Annotated in this window: 22 protein-coding genes; 7 read left to right on the top strand and 15 right to left on the bottom strand. The window is 41.1% G+C overall.

Going from position 1 to position 25584, the window contains the following annotated elements:
* Positions 1-9: 9 nt before the first annotated feature.
* From argC to J0X13_RS08225, 8 genes are all read right to left on the bottom strand, one after another.
* Positions 10-984 carry an N-acetyl-gamma-glutamyl-phosphate reductase gene (gene argC, locus J0X13_RS08260; RefSeq protein ID WP_207070982.1) on the bottom strand — a complete coding sequence of 325 codons (975 nt, stop codon included), beginning with the start codon at positions 982-984 and terminating at the stop codon, positions 10-12.
* The gene (locus J0X13_RS08255; RefSeq protein WP_207070981.1) at positions 981-2168 is read right to left on the bottom strand and encodes an argininosuccinate synthase; all 1188 of its coding nucleotides are present in this window, start codon (positions 2166-2168) and stop codon (positions 981-983) included. Before J0X13_RS08255 ends, argC begins: the two co-directional genes overlap by 4 nt.
* 65 nt (positions 2169-2233) lie before the next feature.
* Positions 2234-2848 (bottom strand): GNAT family N-acetyltransferase, encoded by a 615-nt coding sequence (locus tag J0X13_RS08250; protein WP_207030159.1) that lies wholly within the window; start codon positions 2846-2848, stop codon positions 2234-2236.
* Positions 2849-3069: 221 nt separating this feature from the next.
* Complete coding sequence (gene mptB, locus J0X13_RS08245; protein ID WP_207070980.1) at positions 3070-4422, bottom strand: polyprenol phosphomannose-dependent alpha 1,6 mannosyltransferase MptB; 1353 nt, start codon at positions 4420-4422, stop codon at positions 3070-3072.
* A gap of 9 nt (positions 4423-4431) precedes the next feature.
* On the bottom strand, positions 4432-5916 hold the full coding sequence (locus tag J0X13_RS08240; protein WP_207070979.1) for a cellulose synthase family protein: 1485 nt from the start codon (positions 5914-5916) through the stop codon (positions 4432-4434).
* Positions 5916-6605: a glycosyltransferase family 2 protein gene (locus J0X13_RS08235; protein ID WP_207070978.1), complete on the bottom strand. Its 690-nt coding sequence runs from the start codon at positions 6603-6605 to the stop codon at positions 5916-5918. The genes J0X13_RS08240 and J0X13_RS08235 overlap by 1 nt, the downstream gene beginning before the upstream one ends.
* Positions 6606-6699: 94 nt before the next feature.
* Positions 6700-8304 (bottom strand): 4Fe-4S binding protein, encoded by a 1605-nt coding sequence (locus J0X13_RS08230; RefSeq protein ID WP_207070977.1) that lies wholly within the window; start codon positions 8302-8304, stop codon positions 6700-6702.
* A 9-nt stretch (positions 8305-8313) separates the two neighbouring features.
* On the bottom strand, positions 8314-9663 hold the full coding sequence (locus J0X13_RS08225) for an NAD(P)/FAD-dependent oxidoreductase (RefSeq protein ID WP_207070976.1): 1350 nt from the start codon (positions 9661-9663) through the stop codon (positions 8314-8316).
* A gap of 128 nt (positions 9664-9791) precedes the next feature.
* Here J0X13_RS08225 and J0X13_RS08220 point away from each other — a divergent pair, with 128 nt between their 5' ends.
* The 3 genes from J0X13_RS08220 to J0X13_RS08210 all read left to right on the top strand — a co-directional run bounded on the left by J0X13_RS08220 (position 9792) and on the right by J0X13_RS08210 (position 12853).
* A complete protein-coding gene (locus J0X13_RS08220) occupies positions 9792-10805 on the top strand; it encodes a glycoside hydrolase family 113 (protein WP_207070975.1) in 1014 nt (337 codons plus the stop codon).
* A 98-nt stretch (positions 10806-10903) separates the two neighbouring features.
* A complete protein-coding gene (locus J0X13_RS08215) occupies positions 10904-11833 on the top strand; it encodes an N-acetylmuramoyl-L-alanine amidase (RefSeq protein ID WP_207070974.1) in 930 nt (309 codons plus the stop codon).
* A gap of 57 nt (positions 11834-11890) precedes the next feature.
* On the top strand, positions 11891-12853 hold the full coding sequence (locus tag J0X13_RS08210; RefSeq protein WP_242535679.1) for an N-acetylmuramoyl-L-alanine amidase family protein: 963 nt from the start codon (positions 11891-11893) through the stop codon (positions 12851-12853).
* A 118-nt stretch (positions 12854-12971) separates the two neighbouring features.
* On the opposite strand, the gene J0X13_RS08205 is transcribed toward J0X13_RS08210, so the two are convergent.
* From J0X13_RS08205 to J0X13_RS08185, 5 genes are all read right to left on the bottom strand, one after another.
* Positions 12972-13796 (bottom strand): hypothetical protein, encoded by an 825-nt coding sequence (locus tag J0X13_RS08205; protein ID WP_207070972.1) that lies wholly within the window; start codon positions 13794-13796, stop codon positions 12972-12974.
* Between the two features lie 177 nt (positions 13797-13973).
* A complete protein-coding gene (arsM, locus tag J0X13_RS08200; protein ID WP_207070971.1) occupies positions 13974-14939 on the bottom strand; it encodes an arsenosugar biosynthesis arsenite methyltransferase ArsM in 966 nt (321 codons plus the stop codon).
* Positions 14936-15751, bottom strand: a complete 816-nt coding sequence (locus tag J0X13_RS08195) for a purine-nucleoside phosphorylase (protein ID WP_207070970.1) — start codon at positions 15749-15751, stop codon at positions 14936-14938. The genes arsM and J0X13_RS08195 overlap by 4 nt, the downstream gene beginning before the upstream one ends.
* Positions 15748-16362 carry a TIGR04282 family arsenosugar biosynthesis glycosyltransferase gene (locus tag J0X13_RS08190; RefSeq protein WP_207070969.1) on the bottom strand — a complete coding sequence of 205 codons (615 nt, stop codon included), beginning with the start codon at positions 16360-16362 and terminating at the stop codon, positions 15748-15750. Before J0X13_RS08190 ends, J0X13_RS08195 begins: the two co-directional genes overlap by 4 nt.
* 160 nt (positions 16363-16522) lie before the next feature.
* Positions 16523-18562, bottom strand: coding sequence for a response regulator (locus tag J0X13_RS08185; RefSeq protein WP_207070968.1), 2040 nt, complete (start codon positions 18560-18562; stop codon positions 16523-16525).
* Positions 18563-18930: 368 nt separating this feature from the next.
* Here J0X13_RS08185 and J0X13_RS08180 point away from each other — a divergent pair, with 368 nt between their 5' ends.
* Both J0X13_RS08180 and J0X13_RS08175 read left to right on the top strand, forming a co-directional pair.
* On the top strand, positions 18931-20442 hold the full coding sequence (locus tag J0X13_RS08180; RefSeq protein ID WP_242535678.1) for a glycoside hydrolase family 32 protein: 1512 nt from the start codon (positions 18931-18933) through the stop codon (positions 20440-20442).
* A gap of 72 nt (positions 20443-20514) precedes the next feature.
* Positions 20515-22047 carry a pyruvate kinase gene (locus tag J0X13_RS08175; protein ID WP_207070967.1) on the top strand — a complete coding sequence of 511 codons (1533 nt, stop codon included), beginning with the start codon at positions 20515-20517 and terminating at the stop codon, positions 22045-22047.
* A 479-nt stretch (positions 22048-22526) separates the two neighbouring features.
* Here the strand turns inward: J0X13_RS08175 and J0X13_RS08170 are convergent, their stop codons facing one another.
* Complete coding sequence (locus J0X13_RS08170; protein ID WP_014032240.1) at positions 22527-22754, bottom strand: hypothetical protein; 228 nt, start codon at positions 22752-22754, stop codon at positions 22527-22529.
* Positions 22755-23045: 291 nt separating this feature from the next.
* Here J0X13_RS08170 and J0X13_RS08165 point away from each other — a divergent pair, with 291 nt between their 5' ends.
* The gene (locus J0X13_RS08165) at positions 23046-23342 is read left to right on the top strand and encodes a hypothetical protein (RefSeq protein ID WP_207070966.1); all 297 of its coding nucleotides are present in this window, start codon (positions 23046-23048) and stop codon (positions 23340-23342) included.
* Positions 23343-23425: 83 nt separating this feature from the next.
* On the top strand, positions 23426-24949 hold the full coding sequence (locus J0X13_RS08160) for a GH3 family acyl-acid amido synthetase (protein ID WP_207070965.1): 1524 nt from the start codon (positions 23426-23428) through the stop codon (positions 24947-24949).
* Here the strand turns inward: J0X13_RS08160 and J0X13_RS08155 are convergent.
* Entirely contained in the window at positions 24944-25579 is a 636-nt protein-coding gene (locus J0X13_RS08155) for a hypothetical protein (protein WP_242535677.1), read from the bottom strand. The two genes, J0X13_RS08160 and J0X13_RS08155, sit on opposite strands and share 6 nt — an antisense overlap.
* Between the last annotated feature and the right edge of the window lie 5 nt (positions 25580-25584).

Below are 25584 nucleotides of genomic sequence, written 5' to 3'. Positions count from 1 at the left end.
GTCGATATTTTAAAATACTCCTGCTTTTAACAAAAGACCTTCGGTCTCAGGGAAACCGAACATCAAATTCATATTTTGTACTGCCTGCCCCGATGCACCTTTCAATAAATTATCAATGGCCGAAGTCACCAAAAGGAGGTCGTCATGTTTGTGTAAATGGATATGGCATTGATTCGTGTTCACTACTTGCTTTAGGTGTAATTCTTCCTCAGACATATGAGTAAAGGCAGCATCTTTATAAAAATCGTTGTACAGCTCTTTTGCTTCTTCCAAGCTGCCGTTGTATTTGGTGTAGGCAGTGGCCAAAATTCCTCTCGTAAAGTTCCCACGGTTGGGCAAGAACATCAATTTGCCTACGGATTTCCCGAAGGAATTTAAACTTTCCCCGATTTCACCCAAATGTTGATGTGTAAAAGGCTTGTACCAAGATACGTTGTTGTTCCTCCAGCTAAAATGGGATGTTGCGGATAATCCAACGCCTGCCCCGGTACTTCCAGTAACAGCATTGATATGGACATCATTGCCCAGCAGACCCGCTTTTGCCAAAGGCAACAATGCCAATTGAATGGTAGTTGCAAAACAACCGGGATTGGCAATGGCCTCTGCAGCTTGTATGCCAGACTTGTTCAATTCGGGAAGCCCATAAATAAATCGTTGGCCGTTAAAAATAGAGTCTGCTTGTAATCTGAAATCGTTACTGAGGTCTATGATTTTTGTTGATGCCGAAAACTGGTTCTCGTTCAAAAATGATGTCGAATTACCATGGCCCAAACAAAGAAAGACCACATCCACATCTGGATTTACCTCACCAGAAAACTTCAATTTCGTCTGTCCCAGCAAATCTTGATGGGAAGAAGTGATGGCTTTCCCCGCTCGAGTAGTGCTGTACACAAAGTCGATCTCGGTTTTGGGATGATTGAGCAGAAGCCTGATCAGCTCTCCGCCCGTGTATCCCGAGCCTCCTATGATTCCTACCTTAATCATAAATCTTGATTTACGTGGTTTGCAATTTTCCCTGAATTGGACAAAATTTTGATAAAGCCCTTAGCATCGTCAGCAGTCCAGCCTTTGTTCATTTCTCCATAACTTCCAAAGGAAGCGTTCATTAAATCGTGCTTGGAAGAAATTCCGTTCAGTTCAAATCGATAGGGATGCAAGGTGACAAAAACATCACCCGAAACGTGTTTCTGGGTGTCGGTCAAAAAGGCTTCAATATTTCGCATTACCTCGTCCAGATAGTTTCCTTCGTGCAAGAGCATACCATAAAAATTGCCCATTTGCTCTTTTTGGTATTGCTGCCATTTGCTCAAGGTGTGTTTTTCCAGCAAATGGTGTGCTTTTATAATGATCAATGGGGCCGCGGCTTCAAAACCGACCCTTCCCTTGATTCCGATTATGGTGTCGCCCACGTGGATATCCCTGCCAATGGCATATTTGGATGCAATCGTGGATAATTTCTCGATATTGGCCGCCGGTGTATCCTGCTCGCCGTCCAACGCGACCAATTCACCATTTTTAAAGGTCAATTTCAATTCCTTTGGCAACTCTTTTTCCAATTGGCTCGGGTAGGCACTCTCGGGCAGTGACAGGTGGGAGGTGAGGGTTTCGTCACCCCCTACGGATGTTCCCCACAAGCCTCGGTTGACTGAATATTTTGCTTTTTCCCAAGAGTAAGCGATACCGTTTTGTTGTAGGTAATTGATTTCTTCTTCCCTGGCCAATTTTTTGTCCCTGATCGGAGTGATGATCTTGATTTCAGGGGCCAGGATTTGAAAGATCATATCAAATCTAACCTGATCATTTCCTGCTCCGGTACTACCGTGTGCTATGTATTTCGCACCTATTTTTTTGGCGTGGTTCACTATCTCGATTGCCTGAACAATTCGTTCCGCACTTACGGAAAGGGGATAGGTATTGTTTCGGAGCACATTTCCAAAAATGAGGTATTTTACCACCTTGTCATAAAATGTGGCTACAGCATCGATGGAGGTGTAAGTGGTCGCACCCAAGGCTAGGGCTTTTTCTTTGATCTCTTCAATTTCAGCTTTGCTGAATCCTCCTGTGTTCACACTTACAGCGTGCACTTCAAAACCTTCTTCCTGCGATAGGTATTTGGCACAGTATGAAGTATCCAATCCGCCACTGTAGGCTATAACTAATTTTTCCATTTTTTGATTCTTTAAATATTGTTGTTGTCGTACTAAGCGTTCTCGACTGCGCTCGAACTGACAGTTTATTTGTCTTTCTTTTTTAAAAAAAGGCTTTCCTTAATGCTTTTCAATCGTTGAAATGCCTTTTTGTTGATTTTTTCGGGTTCTTGTTTTTGTGCCTTTGGGTCGTGCAGCATTCCTGTGCAGAGACACATTTTTCTGTCGGTACGTGTTAGAATATCAAAGTTCTTACAGGTCTGACAACCTTTCCAGAACTCTGGGTCATCGGTAAGTTCGGAAAAGGTAACGGGTTTGTACCCCAGCTCGTAGTTCATTTTCATTACGGCCAGGCCTGTAGTGATCCCAAAAATCTTGGCATCGGGGAATTTTTTCCTGGATAGATCAAAAACCGCTTTTTTGATTTTCTTGGCGAGACCTTGATTTCTGTAATCGGGATGAACGATCAAACCAGAGTTGGCCACAAAGTCCTTGTTTCCCCATACCTCGATATAGCAGAAGCCAGCAAACTTATCTCCATCCAAAGCAATGATGGCGTTTCCGTTTTGTAGGCGCTTTATGATATATTCGGGCGTACGTCTGGCGATACCCGTACCTCGAACTTTGGCCGATTCGGTAATGGTATCACTAATGATCTGTGCGTATTTAAAATGTGATTCGTTAGCAACAATAATTTCCATTGCAAGCGATTATTCTGTAAAAATTGAAAAAAATGTATTTGGAAGTTTTGCGGAAATGGACTCACCTATTTCCAATAGATATGATGCACCCTTACGGGCGACGACGGCGGGGAGTAAACGGACTGATAGGAGCAGTGATGCTCAAAGTGGATAATATGTATTGTTGTCCTTTCATTCTGGGGCTAATGTACAAATTAATTCGAATTGTACTAAAGTTGGGATTACTTTTTGAAGAAATATAACTTTTTTGGCCTGCTTCCTATCATTTCATAAATAAAGAAGCCAATAACCAAAATGTATTCAATGGCCAACAACCATAGATTCTCTTTGTAATCAGGATTGGAGTAGGCGTAGTAACTGAGTATAATGGTGCAAGACCAGACCAAGGGAAACCGGTAGTCGGTAAAGATGGCAAATCCCAAGAGGAATACCACATACCACGGATGTACGGTACTGGAGAGAAAGTAATAACAAGCCAAGGCAAATACCATTGATGTGATCATGCTTTCCAGTTTTTGGTTTTTCCGAAGGAAAGCAAGCAGTAATACGATAACAATGACCACTTTTTGAATTAAAGAGCCGTACGAATCAATTAATTCCCAAGGCTTGGCTTCAAAATAGGTGACCGCAATCTTCTTGACCACATTGTATATGCTGGCATTGAATTCAAAATTTGAAAACCATAGTCCAACGCTCTCCGAGTAATTGTCAATAAACACAGGGGCGTAAAAAGGAAAGAGCAATGCGGCGCAACCTAAACCTATAAGTAGGTAAAAAATGGCACTCTTTTTTAGTCCCAGGTATTTAATGAACAGAGGCAAAAACATCAGGGGCATTAGCTTCACCATAATGGAAGTGGCATATATGGGTGTTGCCCAGAATTCTTTGTTTTTTGAGATAAGATGCAGGGCCCAAACAAAGAAGAGGAGCATTACCCCTTCAAAATGAAGGTTGCCTGTTAGTTCGATGACGACCAAAGGATTTAAAAAGTACCAAAATGCCAAGTGATTGGCTTTGTTCAGGTGTTGCAACAGTTTCCTGCCAAAATAAAGTACGCCCAAGTCTGCAAGGATCACGATCAATCGCATCGCAATTGTAGAGCCCAGTATGCTTCCTCCGCCTAAAAGGGTTGCAAGTGCAAAAAGTATTTGGTTAACTGGGGGGTAATTACTGTAATGTCTGGCGTTAAGGGTGCTCATCCCTTCGTGCAGCTCCTTCATGCCGTCAAACGATACCGTAGCTTGTTCCATAATTTGGTCTGGGGTGTACAAATAGGGATTGAGGCCATTTTTGATGAGTTTGCCATCCCATATAAAACGGTAAAAATCTTGTGAGAGGTTAGGCTCTGCAATCAGGAAAACCAATCGAAAAAGTATCCCGATGACCAAGAGGAACTTAAAATTCCACTTTTCGAACTGGATAATTTTGAAAGTGAGGTAAAATAGCGCCCCAAAGAGCATAAAAAGCTTTACAAAATCGGTTCGCACCAAATTGTAAGCGAAGCTCCAGTAGAACAAAATACAAGCGACAGCAAACAATATCGGGTATCTGTGCAGTCGCCAGTAAGATTGCATAATGGTGTGTTATGCCTTGGAAGTTAAGGATTTAAAGAATACAAATCCAAAACCTAGGAACAACATCAAGTGGAAAGGGAACAATCCGTAGTCGTTCAATGGTATGGCGCTGTACATTCCGAAAAGGAAATAAAGCATAAGTGCAAACTCCAATATCATGTTGGGCGAAAGTTTCTTGGTGAGGTACTTGTTGCCCTTCCAGGAATCCGTAAGGTTATTGATGTTGAACTTTGGGGTTCTTACAAACTCACTTCGTTTGCCTAAATGTCCTTCCAAAACAGCTACGGTATTGTGCAATGAAAAGCCCAATGCCACAGAGAAAAAGGTGAAGAACAATTTGATGTAATCCACAAAATTATCGAAACTACTGCCCTGTATACTCTTGTAGGTGAACCAATAACAAACGAACAGGATTATTGTACTTAGGATGAAGAAGCTGGTCACCTCAAATACCCAGCTCAAATGCCCATACGTATTTTTGATGTAGAGCATTGGAATGCTCAACAAGGCCACGGTAAAAACACAAAGGAACATAGAGCTGTTCAATAAGTGCATAACCCCGTGAAACTTGGTTTTAAAAGGTATGTTTTTGGCCGTGATGACACTCCAAACTGTTTTTCTAAAGTTTTCGGCCCCACCTTTATTCCAACGGAATTGCTGTGAGCGCGCTGCACTGATTACAACGGGAAGCTCTGCAGGTGTTTCAACATCTTCCAAATACTTGAACTTCCAGTTTTTCAATTGGGCACGGTAGCTCAAATCCAAATCTTCGGTAAGGGTATCACCTTCCCAGTTCCCTGCATCAAAAATGCATTGTTTTCTCCAGATACCTGCTGTACCGTTAAAGTTGATAAAGTGTCCTTTTGAGTTTCTTCCTACTTGCTCCAAGGTAAAGTGGGCATCCAAAGCAAAGGCTTGGATACGTGTTAGGGTAGAATAATCCCTATTGATGTGTCCCCAGCGGGTCTGGACCACACCGATTTCTTCATCTTTAAAGTAGGGAACAGTTTTCTTGAGCCAATCGGTTTCTGGCAAAAAATCGGCATCAAAAATGGCTATAAAATCTCCTTTGGCGATTTCGAGCCCTTCTTTTAGGGCACCGGCTTTAAAGCCTTTTCGATTTTCGCGGCGAATGTGTTGTATGTCCAATCCAGTTTCCTGAAGCTCTTGTACCCTTCTGGCGGTTTCGGCAACGGAATCATCGGTAGAGTCATCCAACACCTGAATTTCCAACTTGCTTTTTGGGTATTCTATTTTGGCGATGTTGTCCAACAAACGCTCCATTACGTATTCCTCATTATAGATGGGAAGCTGAATGGTCACGAATGGAATTTCTTTGGGGTCTAGAAGGTTGAATTTTGGGGCTTCTTCGTTTCTTCTTTTATACCCAAGGTAATTGATCAATAGATTCAACTGCGCAAGGCTGTAGAAGAAAATCAAAACTAAGGCGATACTATAAATAGCAATGATGATGTAAGTAATAGCAAGTCCCATTATTTTAAACTGTATTTAAAGATCCAACCCAATATTTTTATGCCCGCAAATATAGTACCTTTTACCGTACCTGATACTTTTGATACGCCAATTCTTCGTTTGTAACGTACTGGTACTTCGATATATGACATTTTTTTTCTCAAAATTTTCAATTGCATTTCCACAGTCCATCCATAAGTTGTGTCCTGCATTTTCAATTCTTTGAGCTTTTCATATTTTATCGCCCTAAAAGGTCCTAAATCCGTAAATTTTGACCTAAAAAACAATCGCATTAAAAATGTGGCCAATTGGTTGCCAAAAACCTGTTGTGGGGTCATTGATCCTGGTTCACGAAGTGATTTTTTTCGCGCTCCAACCACAAAATCGACGTCATTTTCCAAAATTGGGGCGATAATCTTATCCAATTCCTCTGGATAATCTGAATAATCTCCGTCGATAAATACGATAATGTCGGGTGTTTTGGATCTTTCGGAGATGTAATTTAATCCCTTTAGGCAAGCAAACCCATATCCCTTGCGGTTTTCGGTTACTACCGTTGCTCCTGCTTTTTTTGCATTTACCAAGGTATCGTCTTCAGAACCGTTGTCCACAACAATTATTTCGGATACATGACCAGGAATTTCCGAGACTACCAAACCAATGGAATCTCCTTCGTTGATTGCTGGGATAATGACTTTGATGTCCGCCATTGGCTGGGAATCAATTTTAGTTCGTGTTAGTGGTTGCCAAAACTAAAATTTTCCATTGATATCTGACCGTGATTGTTCAAAAAAGGAAGTCTGTTTATTTTTTGTTGACAAGGTTCATGAGGTCTACATCGTTCCCCAATAATACTTGGTTGCTATCTATCCTACCTTCCAAAGGACCATTCTCCAATTTAAGCACGCCACGAGGACAAACAGCGGAACAAATACCGCATCCTACACAACTTGCTCGAACTATGTTCTCCCCTTTTTGGGCATAGGCACGCACATCGATGCCCATTTCGCAATAGGTAGAACAATTGCCGCAAGAGATACACTGCCCCCCGTTTGTAGTGATCCTGAATCGAGAGAACAGTTTTTGCTGGAAACCCAGGATGGCAGCCATTGGACAGCCAAAACGGCACCATACCCTACTTCCGAAGATAGGGTAGAAGCCCGTTCCGATAACTCCTGAAAATATACTGCCGATCAAAAAGGAATAGGATTTACGCAGTGTTCCCGATTTGAAAAGGAAAACTTCACCTTCCCCACTGAAAAAATGAAATCCGATAAGGGCCATGATGATCACAAAGTAACCTATGGCTCCGTACTGCGCATCTTTTTGTAGCTGACCTCGTTTAAAGATCATTGCCCAACCGAACACTAGCGTCAGTAAAACGGCCACGCCGATTAAAAAGGAACTTTTGGTCAACCAATATTTACTGGTGTCCGTTCCCAAATAGGAATAGATCACGGCGGTGGTCATCAAAGTCACGAAAACCACTACGCTGTGCACTACCCAGCGCTCGACCTTCCATGCAAATGTGGATTTATCGCTTAATTGCCTAAAGGAATCACCGGCAGTTTCTGCCAATCCTCCACAGCCGCAGACCCAAGAACAGTACCATCTTTTGCCATATTTATAGGTTAGGATAGGTGTGATCACAAAAATGGAAAGGATGCCAAAAATCAACAAGGCAAAACCAATTTCTCCCGAACTTAAAAACATTTTAATACGATAGCCCTCAAAATTGTAATAATTGAGCGGCCAAATATTTTTGAGATCGTAGTAAGGTAAACTTCCCCCGTCTAAAATTTTGTGGCCGTTCAAGCGTGCCATCAACTCTGGGATAATGAAAGCAAAAGCGGTTTGAAAGAACATCACGCTCCAAGTCCGCAATCTTTCGTAACGGTTATGTCGGTATTTCCAGAGGAACTTGATACCAAAGGCTAAAATGGCAACGGTGTAAAGAGTCCCATAGACAAACCACTGGCTTGCGGGATTGCCGTTCAAAAATTTGCTGAGGGGGTCAAAAAGGGCAATAACACCTTTGTTTTCCCCATCGCTGACCAAGCCAAGGTATTCTGGATAAAAATAGAGCACAATGTAAAACCCTGTGAGCGACAAACCTGCCACCCATCCCCATAACCCTCTATTGGAAATGGATTTGAACCAAACCCCGTCGTTTTTAATGCCTGGAATTTTTTGGGAATAGGCATCCCAAGAAAACCAAATGGTTCCAATGCCAATGGCGGATAAGGACAAGGTCAACCATAAGGTCTTGTTCGGAAAACTTGTATTAAAAACAGCCAAAAGCAAAATGCCGAGTCCCGATAATCCCAAAAGGACGGCAAGTTTTTGACCAAGGCTCAAACTTTTTGGTGGTTCGCCCGTTAAGGCCATACTTTTATTATAGGTGCTCATAATTATAGCTTAAGCAATCTTGAAGATGCGTTTTAGGTTTTTCTTTTTCAGGTTGATGGATTTTCCGAAATCGGAATTGTATTTTGACACAATCTCAAATTCAAGATTTTTATAAAATTCAGGGTCAAAATTGGCATCTCTGAGATGCTCCATCACAAAATCAACAGTTCTTTTTTCACTGAGCCATCGGTCAAAAACTTCGTGCCGCAAACGAATCCCAAAAGTGTTGATGCCCAAAACGGTTTCGGAATCCTTATCAAACGCGATAGTGATACAGCGTTTTTCTTTGGGATGCCTCCAATGGAAATGGACTTCGTTTTCTTTTTTTCTTGGTTCCGGAAAAACCCAACCATAGGTTTGGTACTCAATATCCAGAAACTTGGCAGAGTTGAACCAATGCCCTGGCTTGTATTCCATTCGGTTCCCACAGATGGTCTGGGCAAGGGTTTCGCCCATCATCCGGCCTGTGTACCAAACAGCTTCGATCGGCCGTCTATTCCCAATGGCCTCGTGTTGCTCTGCGCAATCGCCAATGGCGTACACATCTTCAAGGTTGGTCTCCAAAAACCGATTCACCTTTACACCTCGACCTAATTCAATGCCCGAATCCTCTAGGAAATCAATATTTGGTGTAACTCCCGCAGTTAACCCGACCAGATTACATTCAATTTCTTCTCCTGTTTCGGCAAGGGTCACGGATTTTACTCTTCCATTTTCGTCCGAATTGATTTCTTTTAACGAAGTACCCAAACGCAAATCAATATGATGTTCCCGAATGTGCTCATTGATCATTGCTGAATCTCCATCGGGTAATATGTTGTTCCAAAAACTGGTTTCTCTCACCAAAAAAGTAACTGGGATATCGCGTGTACGAAGCATTTCGGCCAATTCAATACCAATAAGCCCACCACCCACGATTATTGCTCGTTTACATAATTTGTTGTTCGGTGCGTTTTCTTCCAGCAGTTCCAGATCTTGCTTGGAGTACAGTCCTTGAACACCATCTAGATCTTGTCCAGGCCATCCAAATTTGTTGGGTTTTGACCCTGTTGCAATAATAAGTTTATCGTAGTTGAGGTCTGGGGATCCATCAATATGAAGTGATTTTTCTTTTGTGTTTACCTTGGTAACGTACCCCCTTATCAAATCTATTCGGTTCTTTTTCCAGAAGTGGTTTTCATAGGGTTGGGTGTGCTCAAACTTCATATGGCCCATGTACACATACATCAAGGCTGTTCTGGAAAAAAAATAGTCGGATTCGGCCGAAACAATGGTAATTTTTTTGTCCGAAAGTTTACGGATATGCCTTGCAGCAGTAACTCCTGCAATACCATTTCCGATAATTACAATGTGTTCCATGGATTGGGTTTGATTGCTTTATGTGTCGAGTTTTATGGGAAGAACTTAACAGTAAAATGAAAATTAATAAGAATTTAGCAGCTAATAGCTGTTTTAAAATTATTATTTTAGAAGGGTCCACAATTATTATGAAGAAGCTAATTTTTTTATGGGTTCTTGCTTTTGTCTCTTGCGCTACCAGCAAGTTTGACAAAGTCAATGGTGTCAGTTTTGTTGCTTCCGGGGAAGAATTATCGCAACAGCATATCGACCCTGTTCTTGATGTTCAGGCAAATTATGCGGCTATAATGCCCTTTGGTTTCATTAATGAAAAAAACTCATCTGAATTGTTTTTCAATATGGATCGGCAATGGTTTGGAGAACGAAGAGAAGGGGCTAAACAGTATATTGAAAAACTACATCAAAATGGAGTGATGGTCATGGTGAAACCCCAAATCTGGATTCATAGAGGAGAGTTTACCGGCAATATGAAGATGCCTTCTGAAGCAGAATGGAACAAACTGGAGGAATCCTACGAAAAATTTATTCTACTATTCGCGGAACTGGCCGAAGAGACCCAAAGTGATATTTTTTGTATTGGAACCGAACTAAAGACTTTTGTGAAAGAGCGACCTGAATTCTGGAAAGAGCTAATTCAAAAAGTACGAGTAGTGTATCATGGAAAGCTCACCTATGCAGCCAATTGGGATGAATATGCAAAAACGCCTTTTTGGTCGGAACTGGATTATATTGGTGTAAACGCCTATTTTCCATTGTGTGAAAAGCAAAATCCTACTATTGAAACCCTTACCCAGGGCTGGCAGCCTTGGAAAACCAAAATGTACAATCTTGTAAAAGAAGTTGATAAGCCCATTTTGTTCACTGAATTTGGGTATCGAAGCATGGATTTTACAGGTAAAAAACCTTGGTTGGTAGACCGAAATCAGGAGGAAGTAAACCTCGAGGCGCAGGCTAGGGCCACGCAGGTACTTTTTGATGAATTTTGGAATGAGGATTGGTTTGCGGGAGGATTTGTTTGGAAATGGTTTATGCAACACGACAAAGTTGGTGGTCATGAGGATAACCGTTTTACTCCCCAAAATAAACCTGCAGAATCCATAATTAGAAAGCAATATGCCCAAGTGAAGGAATCACGTCTTTGAAATTGTTAAAAGATTGTGGGATTTTTTCTGCTAAAACATGTCTTCGTGTTTTATTTTTTGTGATATTTGTAATACACCCCTCCCAAAAACTTTCAGCAATGAAATCAAGATTGACCCTTCTATTTTGGGTATGGGCCTGTACATTCCTCTTTGGGCAGGAAAACCCTTATTACAATGTGGTTGCTGAGCAAGGAGATGGTATTTTTTCCCTGCTTCGCAAACAAGGATTGGACCCCGTCAAACATTACGGAACATTTTTAGAGCTGAATGCCGAAAAGATAAAGGAAGGCACTCTTTTAAAGTTAGGGGAAAACTACAAAGTGCCCTACACCGATGATTCCTTTAAAAAAACAGGTGTATTGATAGAAGCCATAGCAGATGTTGAGGAGCCAATTTTTGATAAGGAACTTGCACAAATGTATCTGAAAAGTGACAAGCTTAAAGATGCGGTGTATTACCTGATCACCGATAATACCACAGAGCAGGACAAAAACTTCGTTGCCGATATTACACAACGTTTGGCCGCGGAGCTCATGGTACACGGAGCTAAGGTATATGTAATGGGAGACGAAGTTTCCAATAATATGGTTAGAGACAGCTTATCCGTTGAGAACCCTATGGGGGATTATACCAAAGCAATCAATAAGCGTTACATACAAAATACGGGCAAATACCAACGTGTGTTGTTGATCCGTGCTGAGAATATAACCGGGTCCGGTAATTTGGATGTAGCAGTTTACCATTATAACAAGAGCACACAAGGCCAGCGTTTTGCAGAGAATATTCAAAATGTATTCAAGGAGAACAGTGTTTCCAATACAACTTTTGACGAAGCCAGCTTGATCTTTGAGGACAAAAACAGCCTTTATTTAGCTCGAAATATTCTTCCGGCCATAAGCTTGATAACCTTGGAAAACACTTCTAGATCCAGTAACAAAATCTCACTTAGATCAAACAGAAAAGAATTTGCCAATCTGATCAGTAATGGCATTATTAATGATTATGTTGATATAGAATTTGAGAATTAAATGAAATCTTATCGGTTCATTACATTTTTAATCACTTTGTCTTTTACTCAGGTCACGATGTGTGCCCAAGAAGCATATCCTAAAGTACTGGCCCAAGAAGGGGATGGCATTTATTCCTTGTTGAGAAGACATGGCGTAAGTCCAACAAAATACTACAACGACTTTGTGGACATGAACAGTGAGGAACTGGGAGAAGATGAATCCCTGATTTTAGGAAGACACTATTTGTTGCCCGATACGTTGGCCAAAAATGTTGAAGTGATGGAAGAGGACATTACCTATTCCATTTTTGGTGATGATTTTAAAAAAGTGGATGCCGCCAGTGATCGTTTGAAGAACACGGTCTATTATTTGATTTCTGGTCACGGTGGGCCCGATCCAGGGGCCGTGGAAAAGTACCATGGGAAAATGATCGCTGAGGATGAATACGCTTACGATGTGACCCTAAGACTGGCTCGAGAGCTCATATCGCACGGAGCAGAGGTGCATATTATTGTACAAGATCCCAACGATGGCATTCGAGATAACAGGGTCCTTGAGTTGGATACTGATGAAACCGTTGGCTCGGAAAGCATACCGCTCGATCAACTGGAACGTTTGAAGCAACGCACCAAAGTGGTGAATGACCTGTACAAAAAGAATTCAGGGAAATATCAACGACTATTGGTCACACATGTTGATAGTAGGGGCGAGGGCACCAATATTGATGTGTTCTTCTATCACCATGAAAAAAGCTCCAATGGAAAAAGGTTGGCAGAAAGTATTCACCAAACCTTTTTCAGGAAATACAAAAAATTCCAGCCCAACCGATTGTACAACGGCACCTTTATGGAACGTAGCAGTTTGTATGTGGTAAAAAACACGCTTCCTGCCATGGCCTATATTGAAATTGGCAATATCAGAAACAAAAAGGACCAACGTAGAATCTTGGACCCCGATAACCGGCAGGCACTGGCCAAATGGATTTCGGAGGGAATTTTATTGGATTATGAATCCTCCAAAGAGGCCGTTGCCAAATAAAGAGCTTACAACATCCACTATTATTGTATAGATACTTTCACTGACGTAAGTCTATTAGTGCAGTCGTTGTTTTAATGGAATACATGAAAGAATTCTAGATAGTGGGGTGGTACCTAATTTAAAGGTTTTCTTCGTTAAATGTATAGGTATTCCCTTTGAGCATTGGTATGTTCTGCTTATGGAAAGCCCAACATTTATTTATGGAAACTTTATCTGCTTCGCACAGATACGGGTTGTTTTTAATTTTTCGTAGAAAAGAATCTATTGCCTTTATTCTTTCCTGATGGTTTGAAAACTCTTGATCAATATCAAACCGACTAACTGGATTTCCCCAAGTAAATTTATGTTGCATCTCTGCAGATGGTGCCTCTTCAATTAGGCATTTAAAGGTGATTTCATCAACAGGGGAGATATTCAATATTTTGTCGGTGGTCTTATGCAACCAACTATGAAATGTGGTTGCTAGTTCTTTTCCCTTTGTTGATTCCAATTTACTTTTCTTGTTTTTGAACATTCCTGTTTCCAGGACATTGTAACACCAATTCGCCAAGTCATTGAGATGCGGGTACCCCATCATGTTCTCAATCAACTTACGAAAGTGATACTGGATGCTCAAAAAAGCTTTGCTTGGTAGCGAATCCCATAAGGGGTCGGATGGTTCGGGCCAATTATTTATTTCAAATGGGGCCAAATAAGATGGATGTACAGCAGATGCCCACATAGCTTCTACCAACAACCCACTTTCCAAATCATGATGTTTGTCATTACGCCAGATTACCCATTCAGACATAGCTGCGGCTAGGGCTATGGCGCCTCTTGGTGATAGCTTTAGACATTTTTTTGCAAAAACAACATCCAGTGGTAATGGTTTGAGGGGTAAATCTTTAAAGTGAACGGGTAGTTCATCTAAGTTTAATTCCCTTATGTGAGCGGGAGGTACCATACGTCTCAATCTTTTTTAAAAAAGGTTCTTTAAAAGAGTTTTTGAGGTATGATTTATTGATAATCTAAAAACAAAACTAGATTATTTTTCCAATGCAATGGGTGTGTAAAAAAATAAAAACAAAAAATAATTTAGATACTCAAAAGCACCCTGATCTTTCAAGCAACGAAATATAATTTAGCAACACCCGCCACCATTGTAATGGTAGGTACTTTCGCTTATATAGATTTCATCCGAAGCGTTTGCCAAAGCGGCCGCTGTTTTATCACACACCGCTAAGGGTTGGTTTTGTTGTAGCACGTGCCCCTTTTTGTCATCAAAATAGTCCTCGTTACCAAAATAAATGGCCGTTTTACCCGTAAAAACACAGGGTCCATCTTCGGGCATGGGGTCTTTTATGGCCGCTATTTCAATGGATTCAATATGAATGAGCTCTTCAGTGGGGTAATGGTTCGGCGATAACACCCTGTACGATCGTTTTCCTCTAATTTCAATGGTTCCGAAGCCAGCATCGGTCAAAACCTTTATGTAATCCTTTAAAGGAATGCTACCGCTAAGGCATTGTGCCCTTAACCTATCATCGTTACGGAGTTCATCGCTCATGGGTTGTTCACAGATCGGGTCGCTCATCACCAATCTTCCGTAAGGCTTCAAAACGCGGTACATTTCGGAAACAGCTTTCTTAAGATCTTCTATTTTAAAAATATTGAAGAGGCAGTTTTGGGCAGCTACATCAATACTTTCGTCTTCAACAGGAAGATGTAAGGCATCCCCTTTGACTAAGTTGACATACTCACTTTTGAACCAATCGTTTTCCTCTTCGGCAATCTTGAAGTTCTTTCGGGAAGCTTGCAACATTTCATCCACGGAATCCACGCCGACAACTCCGCCTTTTTGTCTGGAAAAATAGGAGAATTGAAGTAGCTCCATTCCACCGCCGACTCCTACGTACAGAATCTTGGGATTGTTTACCAGATCCTGTGCGGAAACCGTGCTTCCGCAACCATAGTTCATTTCTTGCATGATCTTGGGAATGGACAGGCCCGGGAATTGCCAAATGGGATTGGTGGTGCAGCAAAGCCCAACATCGGGGGTCAGGGCAGCATCTTTATATAGGTCTTGGGTGGCGTCTAAATAGCTCATAGTTCTTTGATCAGTTCTTTGAATAATTTAATCATTTTAGGTTCTGTTTGCCCGGCAATCTTCAAAATTTCCTGAACTTCAACAGGTTCTAGGTTGTCAGGGTCGCATTCATCGGTCAATACGGATACCGCTACAATAGGTAGTCGTAAATGATTGGCAACAATTACTTCGGGAACAGTGCTCATTCCAACGGCATCGGCCCCCATTATCTTTAACATTCGATATTCGGCCTTGGTTTCGAGTTGGGGGCCAACCACGGAAGCATATACTCCTTTTTTCAAAGAAATATGCTCTCTAGCGGCTATAGCTTCTACTTTTTTGCACATTTCTGGGTCGTAAGGTTCGCTCATATCCACAAATCGATCCCCAAATTCTGCAACATTTTTAAAGGCCAATGGTGACCCACCTTGCAGATTGATATGATCTTCAATCAGCATAATATCCCCTTTTTTAAAGTCAAGGTTGATGGCTCCTGCGGCATTGGACACAAACAATTTTCGGATGCCGAGTTGATGCATCACCCGTATGGGATAGGTAATGTCGGTAAAGTCATATCCTTCGTACAAATGAAAGCGGCCCTGCATCACAACTGCTTTTTTGCCCTCAATGGTACCATAGATCAATTTGCCCGTATGGAACTCCACTGTGGCCAATGGGAAATAGGGAATATGATTGTAATGTGCTTCGATAGGATTTTCTATATCGTCCACAAGCTGTCCTAGTCCCGTACCGAGCACAATACCTATTTCCGGGGTTTCAAAACCCCGTTTTTTTAAGTATTGAACGGATTCGTCAATCTGTTTCTGTGTCATTCTTTTAGATGTTTTATAAATGGCGCAAAGGCCTCAATATCTATAATGTCCTCGTAATAATCGACATCGTTTTTTTCTTTCAAAAGGGCTGCTTTTTCGTCTGTTAAATCGGAAAGTGTGTCCGACAACACCGTGTTTGTACCCCAATCCTTGTTTTGGAACAATTCCACCTTTAAAGATTTCATTCCTAAAAGATAGTATCCGCCATCTTCTGCGGGCCCCACAACAAAGTCGTGGTTTTTAAATTTTGAAAAAGCTTCTTCCAGATCGGATTGGTTCAGGTGGTACATATCGCTCCCAATAATGATGATATGCTCAAAACCTGCCTGGAATCCCTCTTTGAAGGCGTTCATCATTCGTTCGCCCAGATCGTTGCCTACCTGAAGTTTTTTTGTGTACACCTTATTGTCCCAAATATCGTTTCTCCAAATTTCTTCTGAATAGTAAACCCATTTTTCCACCTTTAAACCTTTGGTAAACGACACGGTTTTGTCCAACAGAAATTTATAGATTTCCAAAGCCGTTGGGTCTCCCACTTTAGCGGCCAATCGGGTCTTACATTTACCTAGTTCTGGGTTACGGGTAAGGATTAAAAGTAGGTTTTTGCTCAATTGCTTTGTTTTGGTAACGTACACTTTTACGGTGTTGGTCAACAAGACAATCCAATACTTACTTTTTTGTTTGTTGTTAAGACTGGGTCATCCTTTGTTCATCTACCCAAATATACTACCATAATGATTTTCTACATGGGCAAACCCCGACTTTTTAATTTCAGGAAATTTTGATCAGGTAACTGGGCAAGTGTTTTTGAAGTTTCTCAAAAGATATGGGTTTTGTAAAGTAGTCGTTCATGCCAACTCCCTTTGCCTCGTCAATGGCCTCTTTTGTTACATCTGCGGAAAGTCCTATGATTCCGATGGTGTCGTTGAATTTTCTGATTTCTTGGGTAGCCCTTAAACCATCCATTTTTGGCATGTGGATATCCATGAAGACCAAATGGTAGTCATTTTTTTTAACGGCTTCAATCGCCTCAAGTCCGTTAGTAGCCGAATCGGAATCTACCCCCAAATTTTCGAGGGTCTTTTTTAGTACCATCACATTCACTCTATTGTCGTCTACGATGAGAACCCTGCAACCACTTAGGTCAATCAATTCTTTGGCTGTGCTTGTGGGGGTATTGCCGGTCTCCGAAATCGGAAACTTGAGCGATAAGTGAAATTCAGTACCTACACTTTCTTTACTTGTGACATCAATTTTTCCTCCAAGGAGCTCTACCAGCTTGTAGGTGATGTACAGTCCAAGGCCACTGCCTTCATGGCGTTTTGCTTTTCCTACCTCTACTTGGGTAAATCGGTCGAAGATGGTTTTAAGTTTATCGTTTGGAATTCCTATTCCAGAGTCTTTTATGGTAATGGCAATGGAAAGATCATTGTCCAAAATATTTTCTTCATAGGAGATGGTTATACCACCTTTTTCGGTAAATTTTAGGGAGTTTCTTAAAATATTGGTTATGATTTGACCGTATTTCCCAATATCGCCAACGACTTCAATCTGACTTTGCACTGTTTCATTCAGATCTATGTAAAGTCCTTTTTCTTCTGCGGTTCGCTGATATATCCTTATGATGTTCCTTAACTCTCCCATGGGAGAAAATATATCTTTCCTAAAAGTAGTTTTACCTGATTCTATTTTGTCTATTTCAAGAATATCGTTCACCAAAAGGAGCAATTTTTTGGAAGAAATATCCATCAAGGACAGGTATTCTTGCAGCGAACTTTGAATTTCGGACAGCTTTAAAACCTCAATAAACCCGATGATCGCATTTAAGGGAGTTCTTATTTCGTGGCTCATATTGGATATGAACTCTGTTTTTGACCTGGATGCCTTTTCGGCTCTTAATTGCTCCTTTTTCAATGATGTGTTGAGGTCTTTTAGTTTTACATTGGCATCGCGCAAATACTTGTTCTTTTTTCTAGAAGACCTATAAAAATATACCAGCGAGCTGGTAAGTAAAGAGAGCAGTAGCCCAAAAGCCAAGTACATGTAGGTCGACTCTTTTCTTTCGGCCAAGAAGTTAAGATGGGAAGGCATTAACGAGAACGTCCATTTTTGGCCATCAAGTGCATCTACCTCAAAAGTTGCAGTAAAAATAAATTCCTTGCCGATCTCATCTGTTCTTGGATTGTTTTTGGAGTAAAATACGGTTCCTTTTTCGTCCTGTACTTGAATTGCGAATTTGTCCAAATCGGCAACCAACTCATCAAAAGGTGCCGTGAAATCCATACCTGCGGTGACCGAACCCCTAAAGGCACCATCAAAATAAACAGGCGCATCCACCAAAAAAGCAGTGCCCCCTTGGTGCAGCTCTGTCCATGAAGAAATGTTGGTGGAGGAGTCCAATACATGATTTCTCCATTCGGGATATCTCGGGTGTTTGGTTAGGTCTAAACCAACAGCTGCACGGTTTCCATCCAAAGGTGTTATTTTTTTGATGATCATGGAGCTGTCCAGCCATTCCACAAAACTGAAGGATGGGTTTTGTTCCAGAATAAGGCCGGCATCTTTTTCCCAATAGTTAAAATATGACCCATTGGTCATTTCAATACGCTTTTTTAGGTTCTCCAAGGATTTTATGTCGTATTTGACCAAAGAGAAAAACTCCTTTGCCCTAAGGCTTCCTGTATTTTGAATTTCCCTAACGTAATTCGATTTTTGGGTGTTGAGGGAGTTGTTCCATAGGATAAAGACTATGGCTATGAATAGTGCAAAAACCGCAAGCGTAAATATAAGGTCTCTCTTAGAGGGCTTCAACAACATATTAAGTACCTAAATCGTGGCTGTTTATTAATACTTTTTTCAACTCATCAGTTCAAGATCAATGCATATGTTACTTCTTCCCATAGTTTTGAGATCCGTAAGAAAATACAACATTCATCATCCATGTAAACATCATTTTTGAAGAAAAATTGTATGCAATGCCCTCTTTAAGAGAAAAATGCACGGCTCCCTCATATTTTCGTTCGTTCCAAAAGTTATATCTATCCATTTATGGGTTTTTTCTAGGATAAAGCAACGCTTATTTCCGTTACAGGAAGAGATAAAATTTGTTTATCTTGATTAGCTCATTTTATAAAAAGGTAATGTACAGATACTTCTTCATCAGTTGCTTAATGTTAATTATGTTGGTTTCTTGTAAAAACGAGCACAAGCAGGAATCGGTGCAAAATCAAGTAGAATCGAGCTATAAAGAGCAATATCGACCACAATTTCATTTCTCGCCCGAGGAAAAATGGATGAACGACCCCAATGGATTGGTCTATAATGATGGTTTTTATCATCTATTTTATCAATATTACCCGGATGATATTGTATGGGGGCCTATGCACTGGGGACATGCGGTAAGTACGGATTTGGTGCATTGGGAGCACAAGCCCATAGCACTGTATCCTGATCAAAACGGACTTATTTTTTCTGGAAGTGCTGTGGTGGACACAAAAAACACCTCTGGTTTTGGGGAAAATGGGAAAATACCTTTGGTCGCCATTTTCACATACCATTCCATGGATGGAGAAAGGGCTGGAAGAAAAGATTTTCAAACACAAGGTATCGCCTATAGTTTGGATAATGGTGACACCTGGACAAAGTATGCCGATAATCCTGTAATCGGTAATGAGGGAATCAAGGACTTCAGGGATCCAAAGGTGTTTTGGCACGAACCGTCAAAATCTTGGATATTGACGTTGGTTGCAGGCGACCATGCTAAATTTTATACTTCCAAAAACTTAAAGGATTGGGAACACCTGAGTGATTTTGGAAGAACAAAAGGCGCTCATGGAGGGGTGTGGGAGTGTCCCGACCTTTTTCCATTAAAGATCAAGGGTTCGGATGAAGAAAAATGGGTGTTGATCATCAGTATTAATCCCGGGGCGCCCAATGGTGGTAGCGGAACCCAATATTTTGTAGGTGATTTTGACGGCAAAACCTTTTCCACCGATCAAACGGAACCCAAGTGGTTGGATTATGGAACCGATAATTATGCGGGGGTAACCTATAACAACGTACCTAATGGCGAGCGTATTTTTATAGGGTGGATGAGCAATTGGGATTATGCCCGGGACACGCCTACCAAAAAATGGCGAAGTGCTATGACGCTGCCACGCAAGCTATCACTTTATGAATGGGATGACGACTATTTTCTGGCCAATTACCCGATTGAAACAGTGGATAAATTGTCCAATCCTCCTTTACTTGAACAAACTGAGGTTCCATCTGGCGAGACTTTCAGTGTGGAGACCAATGGGCTGAATCAATCCGAAATATGGCTGACAACAGCTTCAAGAAAGTTTAAACTATTGTTTAAAAATGCATCCAATGAGGTGCTCGAGCTGCACATGGACGTAGAGAACAGGAAATTTGAGGTCGATAGAACCTTATCTGGGAAAATCGATTTTCAGGAAGATTTTGGCGCAAGAAAGCATATAGCTCCACTAATCGGTGCTCAAAAAAAAGCACATGAATTGAGGATTTTTATGGACTGGTCGTCCATGGAATTATTTATTGATCAAGGTTTGGTCTCCATGACCGAGCAAGTATTTCCTACCTCTCCTTATGATACACTGATTATTGTTAACGAGGATGACGAGGCCCCCATTCTAATAAGTACTGTCAGCCCAATGAAATCCGTCTGGTAAAGTTTAAATGCACTGACCAATATCAGTTTTTTTGAAGGGTTTCCTTTTGAAATTTGCCATAAACAATGAGGTATGGGCATTACACGGGAGCAGCTTCACAAAATGGCATTGCAAATAGACGAGGTCCTTGATTTGGTTCAACGACAAGATGCGGACAGCAGCCCTGTTTTAAAGCAGGTATGTCCCATTTATAAAAAGAGTGCCAAAAACCTCATGCATTATGCAACCTTTAGGAGTTTTGATGCCAGAAATATGCAAAGGGGTCTAAAAGAGTTGGGTTTGACGCGTTTGGCCAATTCCGAAGGAAATATTCTAGGCAGCCTAATCAATTTAAAGATCATTACCCATAGTTTGTTGGGCAGCAACCCCAACTTATCCGATAACGAGTTTTTATCCATCGGCGATGGGAATAAACTTCTAAAAAAACATACCGGCCAACTTTTTGGAAAAAGTGATAAAAAGAGACGGGTTCGTATTATGGTAACCATGCCATCCGAAGCAGCAACAGATTATAATATGGTTTTGGAAATGGTTGAAAATGGAATGGATTGTGCCAGGATCAATTGCGCTCACGACAACCTGGAAGTTTGGAAAGCCATTATAGCCAATGTGAAAAGGGCGGCCAACGAATGCTCCACTACAGTTAAGGTAGCCATGGACCTTGCAGGATCTAAGGTCAGAACAGGAACAATTGATTTCGGTGAAGAGGGTAAAAGCAAAAACGGTTCAAAAAAGAAGCGGAAACCTTTTATTCTTTTGCATGAAGGAGATAAACTAATTGTGTCGGGCAAGGAAGATGAAGCGACCTCCGCCAAGTATGATGATGAAGGAAATTTATTGAAACCGGCAACCATTGGTTGTGTGCCTTCTCAAATAATTGAACGTGTGGAGAAAGGGGCACCAATTTTATTTGATGATGGCAGAATCGAAGGGGAGGTTATGGAAACGGCCACAGATCACTTCGAAGTGAAAATTACACGTGCCGATTTTGGTGGCACCAAACTGAAAGGAAAAAAGGGAATTAACCTGCCAACCTTGGATTTGGGTATTTCGGGTTTGACGGAAAAGGATAGGGAAGACCTGAAATTTGTGGTAAAACATGCCGACATTGTAAACTATTCCTATGTGAACGATGAAAAGGATGTAAAAGACCTTCTTATGGTGCTAAAACGATTGGGTGCAGATGAAGATTTGGGCGTTATACTAAAAATCGAGACCAATTTGGCGTACAAAAATTTGATCAATATCCTAATTACTGCGATGCAACGAAAACACTTAGGTGTGATGATCGCAAGAGGAGATTTGGCCTTGGAAGTGGGTTGGAAAAATATGGCAATGGTACAGGAAGGTATTTTGTCCTTTTGCAGTGCAGCCCATATTCCAGTGGTATGGGCAACCCAAGTCTTGGAAGGTCTGGCAAAAAAAGGAATGCCATCCAGGTCCGAAATAACCGATATCACATCATCTGTACAGGCCGAATGTGTTATGTTGAACAAAGGCCCTCATATTAACGAGGCCATTTCTTTTTTGGATGAAGTTTTGTACAACGTGGAAAGTTCCCACGATAAAAAAGAAGTGATGTTGCCTAAAATGGAATGGAAATAAAAAGGGCGCCTAAAAAAGGAGCCCAATTGAGACACTTTACTAACTATCTTCGTATTTGGTTGATGACCTAGTGTTTAGTATAGCTTAATTCATATACAGGTAGATACTGCTAAATAGAAAGTAAATGGATAGTGCAATAACAATATACCAGAATAGATATCCCAGTTTTGTATCTATAGTGTTCATTTTTTGAGTGTTTGCTATTTAGTTGAGTTAAACTGCTCCTCTAAATTATCCAAAAGATGGACCAAACAAGCTATATTTTTATTTGTTGCAGTAAATGGGACATAACTGGTAAGAAAAGTTATGTAAATGGGAAAACCTATTTTTTGATAATAACATGCCAAGCGAAAAATAGATAAGTCGCTTGAATTTACTGAATTGTTTCTGGAGTGGGAGAGGGGAACTAAAACCTTTGGAAGGATGTTTGTTAGGAAGAACCAACAACACCCTCCCTTAAAAAGTATGTGTGGTAGAAATTAAACCAAGGGAGAACCCTTTAGGCGCTTTTCTATCTTACGCTTTTTAGCCGTAATGTTCTTCATGGTCTCCATTAATTTGGAATCCTTGGTTTTTTTGTAGATCTCGTTAATGGAAAGAATCAAGCTTTTTGCTTCCCTTGAGGCCTTAACCCTATCGCTGGTGGACATGTGGCTCATTGGCCTTTTTTCAAACTCTTCCGCCTTTTCTAGTAATTCGTGGGTCATTTTTTGTTTTTAAAATTATTCGAAATCGGCTAAATATAAGAGTTAGTTTGATATTATTTGCCTATGGAACCATTTGATTTTCATATTTATGAAAACATTAAGAAGTCGAATCCGGTAAGTCCTAGAGAAATCTAAAAAAACCCAAAAAAAAGTAAATCTTGCCATTCTCCGATTGATGATCTTACGAAGTTTTTCGGACAAAGCTTATTTTTGATTCCCAGCTATGTTAAAATAACGTAACCTAATTGTAAGCTGAATATTATTTAAGCTATTTTTGCTTAAAAATCGGACTTGGAAATAATCTGGAAAAATTTAGGGAGGAAAAGCCCCTTGAATCATGAGCACAGCATTGATTTGGAGTATGGTCTACGGCTTCAAGTGGTCAGAATCCTGATTGATGAGGCAGAACACCTCATGGATTATCTTTCTTTGGTGGTCATGGAGATAAACTCCTTAAACGGCCATGTATCCGTCAATGAAGAAACACCAGAGCCCCTGTTTTCCAAGATCTCCAACAACTTGGAACAGCCCAAAAGCAAGGAAGTTCCCGAACAGACCTCGCGGTTGTTGACCACCGTCAACGTTTAAGATCATATAAGTCAATCTAAAAATGGATTGAGTAAATTCTACAGGTAGGATATGAGTAATTTTATAAAAATAAGTTACTCAGTATGGCAATTATTGGAAATATCATAAAAGGGGTGATTGAGGCCAGAGAGGCCTTGAGCAAAGATACAAGCCCTGTTGAAGAGCAAAAAAAAGTCCTGAAGGAACTGTTGGAAAAGGCCAAGGATACAAAGTTTGGAGAACACTACGATTTTGCTTCCATCCTAAAATCCGACAATCTTCAAGAGGCATTTTCCGAGGGTATACCCTATCACGATTATAAAAAAATCACCGAAGAATGGTGGAGTAAGACCATAGAGGGCGAACCCGACGTTGCCTGGCCCGGTAGCCCCGATTTTTTTGCACTCTCTTCGGGAACTACGGGGAAAAAATCCAAAAGGATTCCCGTGACCAAGGATATGCTTGATTCCATCACAAGGGCCGGTAGACAGCAGGTATTTGCCATGGGTAATTTTGATATGCCTGCCGATTTTTTTGAAAAAGAGATTATGATGCTGGGCAGTTCCACAAATCTTCAGGAACGTGATGGGAAAAAGGAAGGCGAGATTAGTGGGATCAGTGCCAGCAATATTCCATTTTGGTTTAAAAAGTATTATAAGCCCGGAGATCAAATAGCTAAAATCGATGATTGGGACGAGCGTGTACTGTCCATCGCAAAAAATGCCAAAAACTGGGATATTGGGGCTTTGAGTGGCATTCCATCGTGGATGGAACTCATGCTTAAAAAGGTGATAGACTATCATGATGTGGACAACATCCATGAGATATGGCCCAATTTGCAAGCCTATACTTCCGGCGGGGTTGCATTTGACCCGTACGAGAAAAGTTTCAATGCACTGTTGGACCATCCCATTCAGATTATTGATACCTATTTGGCATCAGAAGGGTTCTTTGCCTGCCAAAACAGGCCGGAGACCACCGCAATGAAACTGATTACGGACAATGGTATTTACTTTGAGTTTGTGCCGTTTGAACCACAATACGTCAACCAAGACGGTTCGTTGACGGATGATGCACCCTCCATAACCTTGGATGAGGTCGAAAAAGACGTGGATTACGTGCTGATCATTTCAACAGTGTCCGGAGCTTGGAGATACATTATCGGGGATACCATTGCCTTTACCGATGTGGAACGGGCTGAAATCAAAATTACGGGACGCACCAAGTTTTTCTTGAATACCGTTGGTTCCCAGCTTTCGGTAAACAAGCTGAACGATGCCGTAAAGCATTTGGAGGAAGAATTGAACATAAAAGTACCGGAATACACTCTTTGCGCCAAGCGCTTTGACGATGGGTTCTACCACACTTGGTATTTGGGTTCCGACAACCCATTGGATGAAGAAAAAACCGCAAATGTTCTGGACGATTATTTAAAAGAAGCCAATAAAAACTACAAAGTGGCCCGAAGCAAAGCTTTGGAAGGGGTAAAGGTTAATTTTGTGCCCCAACAGGTGTTTGCCGATTGGAACGGGGCCAACAAGAAAAAAGGCGGGCAGGTTAAAATGGAACGGGTTATGGGTGAAGAACGCTTCGAGGAATGGGAAGCATTTGTTGCCCAAAAATCATAATAAATTATTGTCCCTGATGGAATCCTGTTGCTCCACCATTTCCATAATTTCGTCTGGGGAGAGGTAATACTGTTTTATACGGGCTTTGTAAACATCGTCGATTTCGGAATGGTTTAGGATAAACCGTTTTGTTTTTAGGATATATTCGGACATGCCACGCGATACCGCAAAAGAGTCGGCCGCCCGTTCGGCTTTTTTTACGAATTCCTTTAAGAGTAAATATCGGATGCCAAAACCTATGAGGTTGAGATTGCCACGTTCTTGATAATCCATCACATGGCCAAGCTCATGTCCTATCCAACCGATCAGCACATCCCGCGGCACATCCACTGTTTTAAATTCCGCTCCGGAAATCTTGAACTTTTCACTGATCAAAATCACGTAGCTTCTTTTGCTCCTGGGCTTTAGAAGTCCGCTCCAGGTTGGCTGTGCCTGCATCACCGATTTTTTGATGTTCTTTTTGAACTTGAATGCTATGGGAATCCCCTCGAGTTCGGAAAAATGCCCGAGGGCAATCTCCACCTCTTCTTTTATGCTTTTTGGTATTGTAGTTTTGGGTTCTTTCAAAATATGGACAACTAAAAATACAGCTATGATGGCCGGAAAAAGTAGTTTTAGTTTTCTTCTCAAAATTT

Source organism: [Muricauda] lutisoli (nom. illeg.) (assembly GCF_017313105.1).
GTDB lineage: Bacteria > Bacteroidota > Bacteroidia > Flavobacteriales > Flavobacteriaceae > Flagellimonas > Flagellimonas lutisoli.
Note: the sequence above shows the minus strand (reverse complement) of the source record. Positions and strands in the feature narration are given on the sequence as shown.